Genomic DNA, 19,125 nt, shown 5'->3' on the forward strand with positions numbered 1-19,125 from the left:
TACGGCTTTCCGTACGGGAAGGGAACGGCTCGCGCATGGCATTCGAACCGCCGCGGCGTTTGATCAGGGCGCTCGGCGAGACGGCGCCGGACGGTGACGACTGGCTGGCGAAGCTGCCCGAAGCGGCGGAGCGGGCCGTGGCGGTGCGGGGGCTGACCGCGGAGCGGGTGCAGGTGCCCGGCGGGCGCAGCAGCCTGGTGGTGCTGGTGCGGACGGCCGAGGGGGCGCCGGCGGTGCTGAAGCTCGCCCCTCCCCGGGCGCGTCCGGAGAGTGAGCGGGCCGCGCTCGCGCACTGGGGCGGGCTGGGCGCCGTGCAGGTGCGCGAGGGGGGCGACGAGGAGGGCGTCCTGCTGCTCGAGCGGCTGCATCCGGACGTGTCGGTGCGGTCGTTGCCGGAGGCCAAGGCGTTGCTGGAGGCGGCGGGGACGTTGCGGCGGCTGTGGGTGGAGCCGCCCGCCTCTCATTCCTTCGAGACCGTGGCCGAGCGGACCGGGCGCCAGGCGGCGGCCATGCGGGCGGGCGCGGCGGCCGACGCGGAGGTGGCTCCGCTGGTCGACGCGGCGCTCGCGGCTCGCGAGGAGTTGCTGGCCGGGCCGTCGGAACAGCGGCTGCTGCACGGCACGTTCCGGCAGAGCAAGGTGCTCGCCGGGGACCGGATGCCGTGGCTGGCGGTGGGGCCCGATCCGGTGGTCGGGGAGAGCGCGTTCGATCTGGCGCGGCTGGTGCGGGACCGGGTGGAGGATCTGATCGCCCAGCCGTCGGGGGCGTCGACGACGCGGCGGCGGATCAAGCGGCTCGCGGAGTCGCTGGAGGTCGATCAGGAGCGGCTGCGCGGCTGGACGCTGTTCCGGGCGGTGGAGTCGGGGGTACGGGCCCGGCGGGTGGGCCGGGAGCGGGACGCGGAGCTGTTGCTGGAGTTCGCGGGCTGGTTGTGACGGGGCCTCCGGCGGTCGCGCGGGATGTCTCCGACGGTGGCTCGGGATGCCTGCGGGTGCCTGCGGCTGTGGCGCGGGATGCCTGCGGAGGCCTGCACGGGTGCCTCCGGCTGTGGCGCGGGTGCCTGCGGAGGCCTGCACGGGTGCCTCCGGCTGTGGCGCGGGATGCCTGCGGGTGCCTGCGCGGGTGCCTCCGGCGGTGGCGCGGGATGCCTGCGGGTGCCTGCGCGGGTGCCTGCGGCGGTGGTGCGGATGCCTGCGGCGCCTGTGCGGGTTGTGGGGGTGCGCGTAGCGCGGTGCGTTGTCTGGGGGTCGGGCCGCGCCGGGGGGTGTCCGTCCTCGGAACGGCGCGGAATCGGTTGCTTGAAGAGGCGCGGGGCGTTGACGCGCCAACCGCTGCGGGCGGACACCCCCCGACACGTCCCTGCTCGCCGTACGCGCCTGCCGGCCGCCTCACCTGAGTGCCCCGCCCCGCCGTGCGCGGCTCTCCGCCCTCGCTGGTCTGCGGGCAGTCGCCACGCCGCCCGCCGCTGCGGGCAGTCGTGCCGCTGGGGCGGCACGGGTGGGCGCGGCGGCACCCCGCTACGCCGGGCCGCGCACCCCACCCCGCGCCCGCACCCGCGCCGGGTGACCGGACGACGCCGGGCCGCGTCGCCCCGGGCCCGCGCCCGGGGGAACGCGGTGCCGGTCAGCTGGTGAGGCGGGTGATGGCCTCCTCGACCGTCACTTCCTCGCGCTCGCCCGTGCGGCGGTCCTTCAGTTCGACGACGCCCTCGGCGGAGCGGCGGCCGGCCACCAGGATCTGGGGGACGCCGATGAGCTCCGCGTCGGTGAACTTCACGCCGGGAGAGACCCCCGCCCGGTCGTCCACCAGGACGCGGACGCCGGCCGCGGCCAGCTTGTCGGAGACCTCCAGGGCCAGCTCGGTCTGCACCGCCTTGCCCGCGGCGACGACGTGCACGTCGGCCGGGGCGACCTCCTTGGACCAGACGAGGCCCTTGTCGTCGGCGTGCTGCTCGGCGAGCGCGGCCACCGCGCGGGAGACGCCGATGCCGTAGGAGCCCATGGTGACGCGGGCCGGCTTGCCGTTCTGGCCGAGGACGTCGAGCTTGAGGGCGTCCGCGTACTTGCGCCCCAGCTGGAAGATGTGGCCGATCTCGATGGCGCGGTCCAGCTTCAGGCCCGTGCCGCACTTCGGGCAGGGGTCGCCCTCGCGGACCACGACCACGTCGGCGTAGGCGTCGACCTCGAAGTCGCGGCCCGCCACGACGTTCCTGGCGTGGGTGTCGGCCTTGTTGGCGCCCGTGATCCACGCGGTGCCCGGCGCGACACGGGGGTCGGCGATGTACGTGACCTTCTCGCCCAGGCCCTGCGGGCCGACGTAGCCGCGGACCAGGTCGGGGCGGCCGACGAAGTCCTCGGCGGTGACCAGCTCGACGGCGGCCGGGGCGAAGTGCGCCTCGACCTTGTCCATGTCGACCTCGCGGTCGCCCGGCACGCCCACGGCCACGATCTCGCCGTCCACCTTGACGAGGAGGTTCTTGAGGGTGGCCGAGGCCGGTACGCCGAGGGAGGCGGCCAGGGTCTCGATCGTGGGGGTGTCGGGGGTGGGGATGTCCTCGGCGGCCGGGACGCCGGTCGCGTCCACCGGGGTGAGCGTGTAGGTGATCGCCTCGGTGTTGGCGGCGTAGTCGCAGTTCGGGCAGTCGGCGAAGGTGTCCTCGCCGGCCTCCGCGGGGGCCAGGAACTCCTCGGACTTGGAGCCGCCCATGGCACCGGCGGTGGCCGCGACGATGCGGTAGTCGAGGCCCAGGCGCTCGAAGATGCGCTGGTAGGCGGCGCGGTGCAGGGCGTAGGACTCGGCGAGGCCCTCGTCGGCGACGTCGAAGGAGTAGGAGTCCTTCATGAGGAACTCGCGGCCGCGCAGGATGCCGGCCCGGGGGCGGGCCTCGTCGCGGTACTTGTTCTGGATCTGGTAGAGGATGACCGGCAGGTCCTTGTAGGAGGACGCCTGGTCCTTGACGAGGAGGGTGAAGATCTCCTCGTGGGTGGGGCCGAGGAGGTAGTCGCCGCCCTTGCGGTCCTGGAGGCGGAAGAGTTCGGGGCCGTACTCGTCCCAGCGGCCCGTCGCCTCGTACGGCTCGCGCGGCAGCAGGGCGGGGAGCTGGACCTCCTGGGCGCCGATGGCGTCCATCTCCTCGCGGACGATGCGCTCGATGTTGCCGAGGACCTTCTTGCCGAGGGGCAGCCAGCTCCACAGGCCGGCGGCGGTGCGGCGCACGTAGCCGGCGCGGACCAGCAGCTTGTGGCTGAGGACCTCGGCGTCCGCCGGGTCGTCGCGCAGCGTCTTCGCCATCAACTTCGACATGCGCTGGACCGGTGCGTTGGCCATGGTTCTCGTGTCTCCTGCTGCGTAAGGGTGGTGCTAGGAGGTTAGCCGGGTGGTCCGGTGCGGTGGAAATCGGTTATCGACCGGCCGGTGACCGCCTGCGCAGCGGGAGCGTGGCGCCCATCACCGCGTACGGCTTGGGGGCGCTCGGGAAGAGGACCTGACGGGCGAGGTCCTGGTAGCCGAGGGAGTGGTAGAGGCCGCGGGCGGGGCTGTCCCGGTCGATCGCGGAGAGGATCGAGCGGGGCTGGGCGGCGGCGTCGGTGATCGTGGTGATCAGGGCGCGGCCCGCGCCGCGGTTCTGGTGCGCCGGGTGGACGTGGAGTTCCGTGATGACGAAGGAGTCGTCGAGCCAGGCGTCGGTGCCCCGGTCGCGGAGGTAGGGCTCGACGACCGTGGACCACCAGTGGGCGCGGTCGTTGGGCATGCCGTAGACGAAGCCGACAAGGCGGCCCTCGACGGTGGCGCCGAGGGCCCTGGCGCCCGCGTAGGTCATGTGGCGCAGGACGATCTGGCGGCGGACGGCCACCTCGTCGGGGCCGAGGCCGAACGCGGCGGCTTGGACGGCCAGCGCCTCGTCCACGTGCGCGGAGAGGTCCAGTGGGCCGATCACGAGGTCCATGGCGGGGAGCCTACAGGGGCGTTCCGGTTGTCGTCCGGGAGCGGGCCGCCGTCCGGGCCGGGTTCAGAACAGGACGCTCATGAAGGCGCCGACCTCATGGAACCCCACCCGGAGGTACGTCCGTCGGGCCGCCGTGTTGAAGTCATTGACGTAGAGGCTCGCCACCGGGGCGGTGTCCGCGAGGGCGTAGCGCAGGACCGCCGCCATGCCGGGTGCCGCCAGGCCCTTGCCGCGGTACTCGGGGTGCACCCACACGCCCTGGATCTGGCAGGCGCGGTCGGTGGCGGCGCCGATCTCGGCCTTGAAGACGACCTTGCCGTCGGCGTCGAAGCGGGCGAAGGAGCGGCCGGAGCCGACGAGTTCGGCGACCCGGGCCTGGTAGAGCAGGCCGCCGTCGCCGGCCATCGGGGAGATGCCGACCTCCTCGGTGAACATCGCCACACAGGCCGGCATGATCCGCTCCATCTCGTCCTTGCGGACGCGGCGGACGTAGGGGTCCGGGGCGATGTCGTCGGGCAGCCGGTCGGTGACCATGAGGGGCTGGCGGGTGCGGACCTCGCGGGCGGGGCCCCAGCCCGGTTCGAGGAGTCGCCAGAGCTGGGCGGTCGGGCCGGCGGGGCCGACGATCGAGGAGCAGCGGCGGCCGGCCCGGCGGGCACGGTCGGCGAAGGCGCGGACGGCGCGCGGAGTGGCGCAGATGGGGACGAGGTTGGCGCCCGCGTAGCACAGCGAGGTCAGCATGCCGTGCTCGTACCAGCCCCACATCTCGCCGCCCAGGCGCCACGGGTCGAGGCCGGCGACCTGCACGCGTGCGGTCACGAAGGCGTTGGCGACCGGCTCGCGGTCGAGGACGGCGAGCGCGGCCTCCAGGTCACCCGGTTCGAGCACGCGGGAGGTGGTCTGCGTCAACACGTGCGGCGGCCTCACCCTGAGATCAGCTGGTCTCCGCACTGTACCTGTCGTGCATATGCCGCGCCGCCCCCCGGGCGACGCGGCAGGGTCGGGCGGATCAGCCCGCGACGGAGACCGAGGGCTCGCCGGAGATCACGCCGTCCTTCTCCATCTGCTCGGCGATCTTCATGGCCTCGTCGATGAGGGTCTCCACGATCTTGGACTCGGGGACGGTCTTGATGACCTCGCCCTTGACGAAGATCTGGCCCTTGCCGTTGCCGGAGGCGACACCGAGGTCGGCCTCGCGGGCCTCGCCGGGACCGTTGACGACGCAGCCCATGACGGCGACGCGGAGGGGGACCTCCATGCCCTCCAGACCGGCGGTGACCTCCTCCGCCAGCTTGTAGACGTCGACCTGGGCGCGGCCGCAGGACGGGCAGGAGACGATCTCCAGGCCGCGCTGGCGCAGGTTCAGCGACTCCAGGATCTGGATGCCGACCTTGATCTCCTCGACCGGCGGGGCCGAGAGGGAGACCCGGATGGTGTCGCCGATGCCCTGGGAGAGGAGCGCGCCGAAGGCGACGGCCGACTTGATCGTGCCCTGGAAGGCCGGGCCGGCCTCGGTGACGCCGAGGTGGAGCGGGTAGTCGCACTGGGCGGCGAGCTGGCGGTAGGCCTCGACCATGACGACCGGGTCGTTGTGCTTGACCGAGATCTTGATGTCGCGGAAGTCGTGCTCCTCGAAGAGCGACGCCTCCCAGAGGGCGGACTCGGCGAGGGCCTCGGGGGTCGCCCTGCCGTACTTCTGGAGCAGGCGGCGGTCGAGGGAGCCGGCGTTCACGCCGATGCGGATGGGCGTGCCGTGGTCCTTGGCCGCCTTGGCGATCTCCTTGACCTTGTCGTCGAACTGCTTGATGTTGCCCGGGTTCACCCGGACCGCGGCGCAGCCCGCCTCGATCGCGGCGAAGACGTACTTGGGCTGGAAGTGGATGTCCGCGATCACCGGGATCTGCGACTTCTTCGCGATGACGGGCAGCGCGTCGGCGTCGTCCTGGGTGGGGCAGGCCACGCGGACGATCTGGCAGCCGGACGCCGTCAGCTCGGCGATCTGCTGGAGCGTCGCGCCGATGTCGGAGGTGCGGGTCGTGGTCATGGACTGGACCGACACGGGGGCGTCGCCGCCCACCGCCACGGTCCCGACCTGGATCTGCCGGCTCTTGCGGCGCTCCGCGAGCCTGGTCGGAACGTCCGGCATGCCGAGAGAAATCGCAGTCATCTGCTGTGCAACCCCAAGTCGTGGATCAAGGTCCGGTCCCGTTCAGCGGCGGGCTCCGGCCTTCGAGATTACGGCACCGACATGAACGCCGGGCACGCGGCGTACGGGAGATGCACCCTTTGGCGTCCATCTGCCGGGTGAGGCGACTGAAGCCCGGTCCGGAGGGACATGCTCTCCGGATCGGGCTTCTCGTCGGATCGTCGGACCGTCAGCGGATCGGGTGCTCGGTCCCGCCTGCGCCGGCCGTCCGGGCGTCAGGTGATGCGCACCGGGTTGACGACGTCCGCCACCAGCACGAGCAGCGTGAAGCAGACGAAGACGCCCGCCACCACGTAGGCCACCGGCATCAGCTTCGCCACGTCGAAGGGCCCGGGGTCGGGCCTGCGCAGCACCTTCGCGGTGCCGCGGCGCAGCGACTCCCACAGGGCGCCCGCGATGTGGCCGCCGTCGAGCGGCAGCAGCGGGAGCATGTTGAAGAGGAACAGGGAGAGGTTGAAGCCGGCCACCAGCATCACGAACATGGCGAGCTGCTGGGTGGGCGGGATGTCCAGGGTGGCGATCTCGCCGCCGACGCGGGCGGCGCCGACGACGCCCATCGGGGAGTCGGCCTCGCGGGGTCCGTCGCCGAAGGCCGCGTCCCACAGGGCGGGGATCTTGGCGGGCAGGGCGGCGAGGTTGTCGACGGCGTCGCCGATCCGGTCGCCCATCCAGGTCACGGACTGACCGAAGTCCTGCTTCACCACGCCGGTGGCGGAGCTGAAGCCGAGGAAACCCGCGGTGACGTACTCGCCCTGGACGATCTGCCCGTTGGAGTCCTTCTTGGCGACCTTGTTGGTGGCGATGGTCGCGTGGAGGGTGATCTCCTCGCCCTTGCGCTCGACGACGACCGGCACGTCCTCACCGGGGTTGGCGCGGATCAGGTCGGACAGCCTGTCCCAGTCGTCGGTGCGTACGCCGTCGAAGGCGAGGATCTTGTCGCCGGCCCGCAGGCCCGCCGCGGCGGCCGGGGAGGCCGGGTCGGCCTTGGTGCAGTCGTCGCGGTTCTCGCTCTGCGAGATGACGCACTGCGAGACGGAGCTGACGGTGGTGGTCTGCTGGGAGATGCCGAAGCCCATCAGCACCGTGAGGAAGAGCACCACCGCGAGGATCAGGTTCATGAACGGGCCGGCGAACATCACGATGACGCGCTTCCACGGCTTGCGCGTGTAGAAGAGGCGCTTCTCGTCACCGGGCTGAAGTTCCTCGAAGGCGGCCGAGCGGGCGTCCTCTATCATCCCGCGCCAGGGCGAGGTGGAGCGTGCTTCCAGGCGGCCGTCGGCGCCGGGCGGGAACATGCCGATCATGCGGATGTAGCCGCCGAACGGGATGGCCTTGACCCCGTACTCGGTGTCGCCCTTCCGCTTCGAGAAGAGCGTCGGCCCGAAGCCCACCATGTACTGCGGCACCCGGATGCCGAACATCTTGGCCGTGGACAGGTGGCCCAGCTCGTGCCAGGCGATGGAGAAGAGCAGGCCGACGGCGAAGAGGACTATGCCGAGGATGAACATCAGGGTCGTCATGCACGGGCCTCCGCCGTCTGTGCCGCCAGTTGCCGGGCCCGGGCGCGTGCCCAGGTCTCCGCTTCGAGGACGTCCGCGACGGTGAGCGAGGTTCCCGTACGGGGGGTGCCGTGCTCCTCGACCACCCGCGTGACGGTCTCCATGATCCCGAGAAACGGCAGCGCGCCGGAGCGGAACGCCTCGACGCACTCCTCGTTGGCGGCATTGAACACCGCCGGGGCCGTGCCCGCGAGCTGTCCGACGTGCCGGGCCAGGTCGACGGAGGGGAAGGCCTCGTTGTCGAGCGGGAAGAACTCCCAGGTCGAGGCCTTGCTCCAGTCGAAGGCGGGCGCGGCGTCGGGGACGCGTTCGGGCCAGCCGAGGCCCACGGCGATGGGCCCGCCCATGTCGGGGGGCGTGGCGTGGGCCAGGGTCGATCCGTCCGTGTACTCAACCATCGAGTGGACATACGACTGCGGGTGCACGACCACCTCAATGCGGTCGAAGGGAATGTCGTAGAGCAGGTGGGCCTCGATCACCTCCAGGCCCTTGTTGACGAGGGTCGCGGAGTTGATCGTGATCACCGGGCCCATGGCCCAGGTGGGGTGGGCGAGCGCGTCCTCGACGGTGACCGCCGCCAGCTCGTCCCTGGTACGGCCCCGGAACGGGCCGCCGGAGGCGGTGACGACCAGCTTGCGCACGTCGGCGCGGGTGCCGGCGGCCAGCGCCTGGAAGAGGGCGGCGTGCTCGGAGTCGACCGGGATGATCTGGCCCGGCTTGGCCAGCGCCTTGACCAGCGGGCCGCCGACGATGAGCGACTCCTTGTTGGCCAGCGCGAGGGTGCGGCCCGCCTCCAGCGCGGCGAGGGTCGGCGCGAGTCCGATGGAGCCGGTGATGCCGTTGAGCACGGTGTGGCAGTCGGAGGCCGCGACCTGGGTGGCCGCCTCCGGTCCGGCGAGGATCTCGGGCAGCTGCTCGCCCGCGCCGTACTGCGCGGTGAGCGCCTCCCGCAGCGCCGGTACGACGTCCTCGCGGGCGACGGCGACGGTCCGCGCCCTCAGCCGGTACGCCTGCTCGGCGAGGAGGGCGACCCGGCCGCCGTTGGCGGACAGGGCGGTGACCCGGAAGCGGTCCGGGTTGCGCAGCACGAGGTCGATGGCCTGGGTCCCGATCGACCCGGTGGACCCGAGGATCACCACGTCCTTCGGGCCGTCGCCCGCCACCGGGTCGTAGACGAGGTGGGGGTCGGCGAGTGGGGCTGGACTGTCGCTCATCCCCCCATTGTGTCCGCAACGGCCCTCCGGGAGGACAGCGCGTCCCTCGGCCGGGTGTCGCGCGCCCGCGCCGGGGATCGCCGGGACGCCCTTCCGGCCCCCTCCCGCCCGCAAGGGGTCGGGGCAGGAGGCGGAATCCGGGAGCTTGCCCGAACGGGCCAGGGCGGACGGCGGGCGGCACGAGCCCCGGGGCCCGCTCGGGCCGCGGCTCGGCGCCGCCGACGACCGGCCCGGCTGCGGGGCCAAGTCGCCGGGCCGCCCCCCACATGGGCCGGGGGTCGGGTCGGGCCGCCCCCACGTGGGCCGGGGGTCGGGTCGGGCCGCCCCCAGGTGGACCGGGGTCGGGGCCAGGGCGTCCGAGCGTGCTCCGCCCACCCCGGCGCGGCTCGGCGGCGCGCGCCCCGCCCAGGACGAGGAACGGCCGGGACACCGACTGGCCTCGCTCCAGACCGTTGCGCCCGGCGCCGGCGGACGGTCACGGCTCCCGGCCGGACGCCGGGGCGCTCCTCGACGGCCGGCCCGCACCCGCGACGGGGCCCCGGCCCGCCACCCGTCTTCGGGCCGCGCCCTGGCCTCAGCCGATGGCGCGGCGGACGTTCGCCTTGGTGCTGACGCCCGGTGTCGCGTCCGCGATCCACGGGCCGTCGCCCGACGGGTCGACGACGCCCTGCTCCAGCCACTCGTACGCGCCGCCAAGGACGCCCTTGACGACCTTGCGGTCCAGGTCGTCGGTGTTGCTCCACAGGCGGCCGAAGAGTTCCTCGACGCGGATGCGGGACTGGCGGCAGAAGGCGTCGGCGAGCTGGTAGGCCTCGCGGCCGTGCTCGCCCTTGGTGCGCAGGTGCTCGGCGCGTACACAGGCGGCGCTCATCGCGAACAGCTCCGCGCCGATGTCGACGATCCGGCCCAGGAAGCCCTGCTTGGTCTCCATCCGGCCCTGCCAGCGCGACATGGCGTAGAAGGTGGAGCGGGCGAGCTTGCGGGCGGTGCGTTCGACGTAGCGCAGGTGGCCGGAGAGGTCGGGATGGCCGGAGGGGTGGAAGTCGGCGTACGAGCGCGGGAGTTGGCCGGGGCCCGCGACGAGCTTCGGCAGCCACTTGGCGTAGAAGACGCCGGCCTGCGCGCCCGCCCGCGCCTTGTCCGAGAGGGTCTTGTCGGGGTCGATGAGGTCGCCGGCGACCGAGAGGTGGGCGTCGACGGCCTCGCGCGCGATCAGCAGGTGCATGATCTCGGTGGAGCCCTCGAAGATGCGGTTGATGCGCAGGTCCCGCAGGAGTTGCTCGGCGGGGACCGCGCGCTCGCCGCGGGCTTCGAGGGAGGCCGCGGTCTCGAAGCCCCGGCCGCCGCGGATCTGGACCAGTTCGTCGGCCATCAGGCAGGCCATCTCGGAGCCGTAGAGCTTGGCGAGGGCGGCCTCGATGCGGATGTCGTTGCGGTCCTCGTCGGCCATCTGGGAGGAGAGGTCCAGGACGGCTTCGAGGGCGAAGGTGGTCGCCGCGATGAAGGAGATCTTGGCGCCGACCGCCTCGTGCAGCGCGACCGGCTTGCCCCACTGCTCGCGCACCGCCGACCACTCACGGGCGATCTTCAGGCACCACTTGCCGGCGCCGACGCACATCGCGGGAAGGGAGAGGCGGCCGGTGTTGAGGGTGGTGAGGGCGATCTTCAGGCCCGCGCCCTCGGGTCCGATGCGGTGGGCCGCCGGGACGCGGACGCGGTGGAAGCGGGTGACGCCGTTCTCCAGGCCGCGCAGGCCCATGAAGGCGTTGCGGTTCTCCACCGTGATGCCCTCGGAGGCGGCCTCGACCACGAACGCGGTGATGCCTCCCCTGCCGCCCGCCGCGTCCTTGCCGCCCTCGGGCTTCGGGACGCGGGCCATGACCACGAGCAGGTCGGCGACGACGCCGTTGGTGGTCCACAGCTTCACGCCGTCGAGGACGTAGTCGTCGCCGTCCCGGACGGCGGTGGTGGCCAGCCGGGCCGGGTCGGAGCCGACGTCCGGCTCGGTCAGCAGGAAGGCCGAGATGTCGGTGCGGGCGCAGCGCGGCAGGAAGGTGTCCTTCTGCTCCTGGGTGCCGAACATCTTCAGCGGCTGCGGCACGCCGATCGACTGGTGGGCGGAGAGCAGCGCGCCGATCGCGGGGTTCGCGGAGCCGACCAGGGCGAGGGCCTTGTTGTAGTAGACCTGGGTCAGGCCGAGGCCGCCGTACTTGGTGTCGATCTTCATGCCGAAGGCGCCCAGCTCCTTCAGCCCGGTGATCACGTCGTCGGGGATCCGCGCGTCGCGCTCGATCACCGCGCCGTCGATCTTCGTCTCGCAGAAGTCGCGCAGTTTGGCGAGGAACTCCTCGCCCCGCTGGACGTCCTCTTCGGCCGGGAGCGGGTGGGGGTGGAGGAGGTCGAGGCGGAAGCGGCCGAGGAAGAGTTCCTTGGCGAAACTGGGCTTGCGCCAGTCCTGTTCCCGGGCCGCCTCCGCGACCTCTCGGGCTTCACGTTCGGTGACGGTGGGTCGGGAGGAGGGGGTGGGTGGTGCGGACATGGGGCTCACCTCGCCGCGATTCGTCCTGCGCGAACTTGCGGACGTACGTTACTAGTCGGTGCTACCCGATCGTATGTACCCGATCCCGGGCGACCCAGCCACCCTTCGTGCGGCCGTTCGGCCGATACTGCGTGAGGGGACCGGGAGAAGGGAACGCGACGGCGGAAGCGGTGGAAAAGGCTGTCGACCATGGCGGTGGACTACACTGTCGAAGCGCTTCGACATCCTATGGACACCCGTCCCCCACTGCGGCTACTGTCGAACCACCCTCGCCCACCCCTATCGGTCCCGCGCGCTGTCGAAGCGCTTCACACCACTTGGAGAGCTGGATGGTCACCCTCGCCGAGGTCGCCCAGCACGCCGGAGTCTCGGCCAGCACGGTGAGCTATGTCCTCAGCGGCAAGCGGTCCATCTCCACCACCACCCGGCAGCGGGTCGAGGAGAGCATCCGGAAGCTCGGCTACCACCCGAACGCGGGCGCCCGCGCACTGGCCAGCAGCAGGTCGAACATCATCGCCCTCATGATCCCGCTGCGCACCGACATGTACGTGCCGGTGATGATGGAGATCGCCATCGCGGTCGCGGCCGGCGCGCGCACCCACGGGTACGACATCCTGCTGCTCACCGGCGAGGAGGGCCCCGACGCGGTGCGCCGCGTCACCGGCAGCGGACTGGCCGACGCGATGATCCTCATGGACGTCGAACTCGACGACGAGCGGCTCCCCCTCCTCCGCGACACCCACCAGCCGTCCGTACTGATCGGACTCCCCGCCAGCACCGAAGGCCTCACCTGCGTCGACTTGGACTTCCGGGCGACCGGTGCGCTGTGCGTGGAGCATCTGGCGCAGCTGGGGCACCGGGACATCGCCGTCATCGGTGAGGCCGCCGCCGTGTACGAACGGCACACCGGCTTCGCCGAGCGCACCCTCGACGGTCTGCGCACCCGCGCGCGCGAGCTGGGACTGCGGCTGCTGCACCGGCCCTGCGAGGGCGGGTACGACGCGATGGCCGCGACACTGGCCCGCGTCTTCGACGAGCGCCCCGACACCACGGGGTTCGTCGTCCAGAACGAGTCGGCGGTGGAACCGCTGCTCGCCCTGCTGCGCCAGCAGGGGCGGGCGGTGCCGGAGGACGTGTCGGTGGTCGCGGTCTGCCCCGAACAGGTCGCCACCCAGGCCTCGGTGCGGCTCACCTCGGTCGCGGTGCCCGCGCAGGAGATGGGCCGGCGGGCCGTGGGGCAGCTGGTGGCCAAGCTCGACGGGCGCGGCAGCGACGAGGTCGTGCTGCTCGCACCGGAGCTGACCGTCCGGGCCAGCTCCGGTCCGGCGCCCGTCCGGCCGTAGCGCCGCCCGGCTCCCGCCCTGCCGCGTCACGCTTCCGTGGACGCCGACGCTCACGCCCACACCGACGCCGACGCCGGGCGGGGCGGAACGTGCGCCGGTACTACCGTGCCGCCTCGACCGTGATGACGCGGTCCTGACCGGCGACGAGGTCGAGCGGTTCGGCGCCGGAGGGGGTCCGGAGTTCGATGCGGTGGGTGCGGTCCGGGCGCAGGACGGCCGTCGCGGTGCCGTCCGGTGTCCAGCCGAGGTCGAGCGAGGCGCCGAACCGGGTGCGCACGCCCCGGAGTTCGCCCTGGCGGCAGGAGGCGGGGAGGGCGGGCAGCAGGACCAGCCGGCCGGGGGTGGACTGCACGAGCATCTCGATGAGCACGGCGGGCAGGGCGTGGGCGGCGTCCGCGTTGTAGACGTCGCGGTAGGGGTAGTGCGCGCTCATCAGCGAGGCGTGGAAGTAGTCGCCGTCCAGGACCCGGCCGAGCGCGTGGGCGACCCGGTCGCCGTCACGCAGCCTGGCCGCGACGAGGGCGTGGTGGAGGTGGCCGTGGGCGGAGTCGTTCTCGGCGCCGCGCAGTTCGAGGGCGCGGTGGGCGGCCGCGGCCGTCTCGGGAGTGTCGTACGGGTTGATCTCGTCCAGCGGCCAGACACCGTAGAGGTGGCTGAGGTGGCGGTGGTCGTACGTGTCCGCCAGGCCGGGCCAGGCCCATTCCGCGAGGGCGCCGTCGGCGTTGACCCGGTGGGCGGGGAGGCGGCCGGCGAGGGCGCGCAGGCGGTCGGCTTGCTCGGGGTGGCGGTCGGCGGCGGTCAGCAGGGCGTGCCGGGCGGCGGAGAGGTCCATGGCCGCGTTGAGGGTGCCCCAGCTCGCGTTCGCGGGGCGGTTCTCGGGCGAGTAGGAGGGGACGACGACCAGGTGTCCGTCGTCGTCGCTGCGGGTGAGGAAGTCCTCGTAGAAGGCGGCGACTTCGGAGAGTGCGAGGGTGGTGCGGGGGTCGCGCGTGCCGTAGGTCTCGTCGTGGTCGACGAGCGGCTTGAGCAGCCAGTCGGCGCCTGCGGTCCACAGGTGCAGGGGGTACTCGCGGCTGAAGTGGTACGTGTGGCCGCACTCGCCGTCGGTGTGCGAGGGCGCGACCGCGCCCCGGGTGCCGAAGATCGCGCGGGCGTTGTCCCGCCAGTCGGGCAGTTGCCGGTGGACCAGCGCGGCGTGGGCCTCGGTGACCTCGGGCAGGGCGGCGGCCGCGGCGGAGGCGGTCTGGAGGTTGAGGTTGGCGTTGGTGGTGAAGGCCCCGGACCAGGCGGTGTTCCAGTCGCCGGTCCACAGGCCGGTGAGGCGGGGCGGGAGCAGGCCGCTCGCCGACAGCAGGTGGTAGCGGCCGGCGGCGAAGAGCCGTTCGAGCAGGGCTGCGCTGTGCGGCCTGGTGAGCAGGTCGGAGCCCGGCAGGGCGCGTTCGGCGGGGTCGGCGGCGAGGTCGAGGGTGACCCGGTCGTAGGCGGTGCGGTGGTGGGTCAGGTGCCGGGCGAGGAGGACGTCGTAGGAGGCCGGGTGCGGGGCCGCGTACCGGGCTTCGCGCAGCAGGTCGCGCAGGGCGCGGCTCTCGGCGACCGTGTCCAGCTCGCCGGTGTGGCGGTGCACCCGGGTCAGCAGCAGCACCTCGGTGGCGCCCTCGATCAGGACGCCGGGCGGCGTGAGCCTCGTGGTGCCGCCGGTGACGGCGACGAGGGTGACGCCGGTGTACGCGAGGTCGCTGCCGGGGTAGCGGGCGCGCAGGGTGAGCAGGGCGCCCTCGGGGGTGAGGACGGCGCCGTGGCCGATGCCGAGTCCGGCGGGGGCGCCGGGGAGGCGGGGGTCGAGGGACAGGTCGAGGGTGAGGTGCGGGGCGGTGACGTGCTGGACGATCACGTCGTCGGCGCGGGAGACGAAGACGCGGCTGGTCCAGCCGGCGCGGGTGGCGGTCGTCTCGCCGGTGGTGAAGTCGACGGCGCGGTGGTAGGGGGCGGTGCCGTCGTCGTCGGGGGACGGCCGGTTCAGGCGGAGCTGGAAGGCCGGGTGGAAGGGGCGTACCCATTGCAGCGGGCGGCCGTCGGTGAAGTCCTCGGCGGCCGTCGGGTCTCCGGCCAGCAGGCGGCCCTGGAGGGCGGGGAGTTCGGCGGCGAGGTCGGGTGGGCGGCGGTGGGCGGCGTCTCCGTCCGGGCGGACGAGGGTGTGGTGGGTGACGATCACCCGGTCGGCGTGCGGGTCGCCGTGCACGAGGACGCCGTGGTGGCCGTTGCCGCTGAGGAAGGCGTCCTCCCAGCGGGCGGCGGGCGCGGGCTCCCAGGTGCCGTGGACGGGCGTGGCGTTCATGGCTTCAGCACCGCCACGCCGTAGCGGCCGAGGGTGATCCGGTCGGTCGCCGTCGTCTCCGTCAGCAGGTCGTGGTGGGTGCCGGGGAGGCCGACGGTGACCGGTGCGCGGCCGTGGTTGAGGAGGAACAGCAGGCCGCCTCGCCGGACCGCCTCGACGCCGTCCGGGAGTCCGTCGAGCACCGGGCGGACGTCCGCGCCGGCGGCGACCCGGGTCAGCAGGGCGCGCAGCGCGTCCGGCTCGGGGAGCGTGGAGACGTACCAGGCGCGGCCCTTGCGCAGTACGGCCGGCAGCCCGTCGAGTTCGCCGCCCTTGTACGGCACGGTCTCGTCGGCGGTGCCGTCGGGCTCCAGTTCCTCGGACCACAGGGTGCCGCGCAGGCCGCCCTCGCACTCGGCGCTGCCGCCCGGCTCCAGCGGCCACCACTCGTGCAGGGTGCGGATGCCGAACAGGCCGCGCAGCCGGGCGTCCATGGCGCCGGGCCGTACCCGGTCGTCCTGGTCGGCGACGCCGGTCAGGAAGCCGCAGACGAGGGTGCCGCCGCCGCGCACGTACGCGAGGAGGTTGTCGACGGCGGCGTCGGTGAGGAGGTAGAGCTGCGGGACGACCACGAGCCGGTAGCGGGTCAGGTCGTGGCCGGGGTGGGCGAAGTCGGTGGTGATTCCGGCCCGCCAGAGGGCGCGGTGCCAGGCGCCGAGGACGTCCGGGTAGTCGACCTCGCGGGAGGGCCGGGCCTCCTGGTCGCCGGCCCACCAGGAGTGCCAGTCGTGCAGGACGGCGACGTCGGCGGTGACCGCGGCGCCGGTGACGTGCGGGGCTATCCGGGCCAGGTCGGCGCCGAGCCGCTTCACCTCCTGGTACGTGCGCCCCTGCTCGCCCGCGTGGGAGACCATCCCGGAGTGGAACTTCTCGGCGCCCTGCCGGGACTGGCGCCACTGGAAGTGGCAGACGGCGTCGGCGCCGCGGGCCACGGCCTGGAGCGACCACAGGCGGTGGAGACCGCGCGGCTTGGGGTGGTTCACTCCGCGCCAGTTGACGGGTCCGGCCGCCTGTTCCATGAGCATCCACGGGCCGCGTGCCTGGGAGCGGGTCATGTCCTGGACGAGGGCGCCGTGCTGGGCGCCGGACGGGTCGTGCGGGTCGGGGTAGAGGTCGACGGAGACGACGTCCTCCTCCTCGGCCCAGCGCCAGGCGTCCTGTCCCGCCCACAGCGGCATGAAGTTGGTGGTGACCGGGAGGTGCGGGGTGTGGCGCCGGACGATGTCGCGCTCGGCGGTGTAGCACTCCAGGAGCATGTCGGAGGTGAAGCGCCGGAAGTCGAGGACCTGTGCCGGGTTCTTGAGGTAGTGGGTGCGGCGGGCCGGCAGGATCTCCGCCCAGTCGCCGTAGCCCTGGCTCCAGAAGGCGGTGCCCCAGGCGGTGTTGAGGGCGTCGAGGGTGCCGTAGCGGTCCTGGAGCCAGCGGCGGAAGCGGGCGGCGGCCTCGTCGCCGTGGTCGTAGGTGCAGTACTCGTTGTTGATGTGCCACATGGTGAGGGCGGGGTGGTGCCCGTAACGCGCGGCCAGGGCCTCGGTGATGGCGGCGGCGTGGCGGCGGTAGACGGTGCTGGAGTGCGAGAAGTGCTGCCGGCCGCCCCACCACTCGGTGCGGCCGTCCTCGTCGCGGGGCAGCGTGTCGGGGTGCAGGTGCCCCAGCCAGGGCGGGGGTGAGGCGGTGGGGGTGGCGAGGACGACGCCGATGCCGGCGGCGTGCATCAGGTCCATGAGCCGGTCGAGCCAGGCGAAGTCGTGGACGCCGGGGCGCGGTTCGAGTTTCGACCAGGAGAAGACGCCGAGGGTGACGCAGTTGACGCCGGCGGCCCTCATCAGGCGGACGTCCTCGGGCCAGGTCTCCTCGGGCCACTGCTCGGGGTTGTAGTCGCCGCCGTAGAGGATGCGGCCCAGGGTGGTGTCGGACAGGTGCGGCATCAGCCCTTCACCGCCCCGGTGAGCATGCCCTTCTTGAAGTGGCGCTGGACGAAGGGCGACAGCACGGCGACCGGCAGCAGGGCCATGACCATGACGGCCATCTGCACGGCGAGGCCGGAGAGTTCACCGGTCTTGATGGCCTGGCCGAGGCCGACCGGCGCCTCCTGCTTCTGCACCAGCTGGATCATGACGTTCTGGAGCGGCAGCATGTCCTGGTCGTTCAGGTAGAGGGAGGCGTTGAACCAGGCGCTCCAGTAGCCCACGGCGTAGAACAGCGTGATCACCGCGACCACCGCGCGGGACAGCGGCAGCACGATCTGCCACAGGATGCGCAGGTCGCCGGCGCCGTCGATGCGGGCGCTGTCGATGAGTTCCTGGGAGATGCCCATGAAGAAGCCGCGCAGCACCAGGATGTTGAAGACGCTGATTGCGCTCGGCAGGATCAGCGCGAGGTAGCTGTCGGTGAGGCCCAGGGACTGCACCAGCAGGTAGGTGGGGATGAGGCCGGCGCTGAAGAACATGGTGGCGAGCAGCACCATGAGGATCCAGCGGTGGGCGAGGGAGCCGCTGCGGGAGAGCCCGTAGGCGCACAGCACGGACACCGCCATGGAGAACAGGGTGCCGACGAGCGTGATGCCGATGCTGACGAGCGCGGCGCGGGTGACCTGGCCGCCGCTGAGCAGTTCCTGGTAGGCGACGAAGGTGATGTCCTTGGGGAACATCACCAGGCCGCCGGCCTCGTCGATGCTCTTGCGGGTGGACAGGCTGGTGACGATCACGATCCACAGCGGGAACAGGATGCCCAGGCAGGCCAGGAGCAGGACGAGCCCCTTGCCGGCGAGTCCGGCGCGGCTGGGCTTCTCCTCCCACACGGGGCGGGGCGGGGCCGCCCACCGGCGGGGTGGGCGCGCCGGCCGGTCGCCCGCGGGGGGCGTCGCCTCTCGGACGGAGGTCGCTTCGGGTACGGCGGTCACTTCTTGTACACCCCCTGCTCGCCCATGAGGTGGGCCACCTTGTTGGCCGCGAGGACCAGGCCGAGACTGATGACGCCCTTGACGAGGCCGGCGGCGGCCGCGTAGCCGAAGTCCTGGTTGCGTACGCCGTTCCACCACACGAAGGTGTCCAGGACCTCCGCGGCGCCCGGTCCCACGGCGCCGCGTTGCAGGAGGATCTGTTCGAATCCGACGGTCAGGGCGTCGCCGACGCGGAGCACCAGGAGCAGGGCGACGACCGGGCGCAGTGCGGGCAGGGTGACGTGCCACATGCGGCGCCAGCGGTTCGCGCCGTCCATCGCGGCCGCCTCGTACAGGTCGGGGCTGACCGAGGCGAGGGCGGCGAGGAAGACGATGATCCCCCAGCCCGCGTCCTTCCACACGCTCTGCGCGGTGATCAGGAACTTGAAGGTGTCCGGGTCGGTCATGATGTCGAGCCCGTCGTACCCGTGCTGCCGCAGCAGCTGGGAGAGGAGCCCGGCACCGCCGAGGAGCTGCTGGAAGACGGCGACGACCAGCACCCACGAGAAGAAGTGCGGCAGGTAGAGGATGGCCTGCGAGATCGCCCGGACCCGGGGCCTGACCACGCTGTTGATGAGCAGCGCGAGCAGGATCGGGATGGGGAAGTACAGCAGGAGCTGGAGGACGAAGAGGACGAGGGTGTTCCGGACCGCGTTCCAGAAGGCGGAGTCCTCGAAGATCCGCTGGAAGTTCTCCAGGCCCACCCACGGGCTGTGCAGGATGGAGACGACGCCGTTGTCGCTGAGGTAGGGGTCGTACTCCTGGAAGGCGACGACGTTGCCGAGGATCGGCACGTAGTTGAAGACCAGGAGCAGCAGGACGGCCGGCAGCGTCATCAGCAGCAGGACGCGGTCGCGCCGGAACCTCAGCCGCAGGCTCAGCTTCCCGGTGGCCGGTCTGTCCGGGGCCCCCGTGTCGCCGCCGTGCGCCTTCGGGGGCTTCTTCTTGACTTCTTCGGCCTCGGTGTCGGTCCGAGGCACCGTGCTGTGCGACACGGCGGATC

At 72.6% G+C, this 19,125-nt stretch carries 13 protein-coding genes; 2 read left to right on the forward strand and 11 right to left on the reverse strand.

Annotation, left to right across the window (positions count from 1 at the left end; genetic code table 11):
• The first annotated feature begins 35 nt into the window (after nucleotides 1–35).
• Nucleotides 36–935 (forward strand): aminoglycoside phosphotransferase family protein, encoded by a 900-nt coding sequence (locus tag OHA99_RS09810; protein WP_153177697.1) that lies wholly within the window; start codon nucleotides 36–38, stop codon nucleotides 933–935.
• A 688-nt stretch (nucleotides 936–1,623) separates the two neighbouring features.
• Here OHA99_RS09810 and OHA99_RS09815 read toward each other — a convergent pair.
• The 7 genes from OHA99_RS09815 to OHA99_RS09845 form a co-directional block, all read right to left on the reverse strand.
• The gene (locus OHA99_RS09815) at nucleotides 1,624–3,327 is read right to left on the reverse strand and encodes a proline--tRNA ligase (RefSeq protein ID WP_153177698.1); all 1,704 of its coding nucleotides are present in this window, start codon (nucleotides 3,325–3,327) and stop codon (nucleotides 1,624–1,626) included.
• A gap of 73 nt (nucleotides 3,328–3,400) precedes the next feature.
• Entirely contained in the window at nucleotides 3,401–3,946 is a 546-nt protein-coding gene (locus OHA99_RS09820; protein WP_007387719.1) for a GNAT family N-acetyltransferase, read from the reverse strand.
• 63 nt (nucleotides 3,947–4,009) lie between these two features.
• The gene (locus OHA99_RS09825) at nucleotides 4,010–4,858 is read right to left on the reverse strand and encodes a GNAT family N-acetyltransferase (protein WP_194279902.1); all 849 of its coding nucleotides are present in this window, start codon (nucleotides 4,856–4,858) and stop codon (nucleotides 4,010–4,012) included.
• 97 nt (nucleotides 4,859–4,955) lie between these two features.
• The gene (gene ispG / locus OHA99_RS09830; RefSeq protein ID WP_153177700.1) at nucleotides 4,956–6,113 is read right to left on the reverse strand and encodes a flavodoxin-dependent (E)-4-hydroxy-3-methylbut-2-enyl-diphosphate synthase; all 1,158 of its coding nucleotides are present in this window, start codon (nucleotides 6,111–6,113) and stop codon (nucleotides 4,956–4,958) included.
• 254 nt (nucleotides 6,114–6,367) lie between these two features.
• Nucleotides 6,368–7,660, reverse strand: a complete 1,293-nt coding sequence (locus OHA99_RS09835; RefSeq protein ID WP_405698931.1) for a M50 family metallopeptidase — start codon at nucleotides 7,658–7,660, stop codon at nucleotides 6,368–6,370.
• Between the two features lie 8 nt (nucleotides 7,661–7,668).
• A complete protein-coding gene (dxr, locus tag OHA99_RS09840) occupies nucleotides 7,669–8,925 on the reverse strand; it encodes a 1-deoxy-D-xylulose-5-phosphate reductoisomerase (RefSeq protein WP_153177701.1) in 1,257 nt (418 codons plus the stop codon).
• Between the two features lie 574 nt (nucleotides 8,926–9,499).
• On the reverse strand, nucleotides 9,500–11,464 hold the full coding sequence (locus tag OHA99_RS09845; RefSeq protein WP_153177702.1) for an acyl-CoA dehydrogenase family protein: 1,965 nt from the start codon (nucleotides 11,462–11,464) through the stop codon (nucleotides 9,500–9,502).
• A 329-nt stretch (nucleotides 11,465–11,793) separates the two neighbouring features.
• On the opposite strand from OHA99_RS09845, the gene OHA99_RS09850 reads away from it, so the two are divergent.
• Complete coding sequence (locus OHA99_RS09850) at nucleotides 11,794–12,807, forward strand: LacI family DNA-binding transcriptional regulator (RefSeq protein ID WP_405695388.1); 1,014 nt, start codon at nucleotides 11,794–11,796, stop codon at nucleotides 12,805–12,807.
• A 100-nt stretch (nucleotides 12,808–12,907) separates the two neighbouring features.
• Here the strand turns inward: OHA99_RS09850 and OHA99_RS09855 are convergent, their stop codons facing one another.
• From OHA99_RS09855 to OHA99_RS09870, 4 genes are read right to left on the reverse strand one after another with little or no spacing between them, the layout of a single operon-like run.
• Nucleotides 12,908–15,142, reverse strand: a complete 2,235-nt coding sequence (locus OHA99_RS09855) for a glycosyl hydrolase family 95 catalytic domain-containing protein (protein ID WP_405695391.1) — start codon at nucleotides 15,140–15,142, stop codon at nucleotides 12,908–12,910.
• Nucleotides 15,139–17,109, reverse strand: a complete 1,971-nt coding sequence (locus OHA99_RS09860) for a beta-galactosidase (protein WP_405695395.1) — start codon at nucleotides 17,107–17,109, stop codon at nucleotides 15,139–15,141. Before OHA99_RS09860 ends, OHA99_RS09855 begins: the two co-directional genes overlap by 4 nt.
• Nucleotides 17,109–18,083, reverse strand: a complete 975-nt coding sequence (locus OHA99_RS09865) for a carbohydrate ABC transporter permease (protein WP_366473834.1) — start codon at nucleotides 18,081–18,083, stop codon at nucleotides 17,109–17,111. The genes OHA99_RS09860 and OHA99_RS09865 overlap by 1 nt, the downstream gene beginning before the upstream one ends.
• Nucleotides 18,080–19,117, reverse strand: a complete 1,038-nt coding sequence (locus OHA99_RS09870; protein ID WP_153177707.1) for a sugar ABC transporter permease — start codon at nucleotides 19,115–19,117, stop codon at nucleotides 18,080–18,082. The genes OHA99_RS09865 and OHA99_RS09870 overlap by 4 nt, the downstream gene beginning before the upstream one ends.
• Nucleotides 19,118–19,125 lie beyond the last annotated feature (8 nt).

The sequence above is a fragment of the Streptomyces coelicoflavus genome (assembly GCF_045041415.1).
Lineage (GTDB): Bacteria > Actinomycetota > Actinomycetes > Streptomycetales > Streptomycetaceae > Streptomyces > Streptomyces coelicoflavus.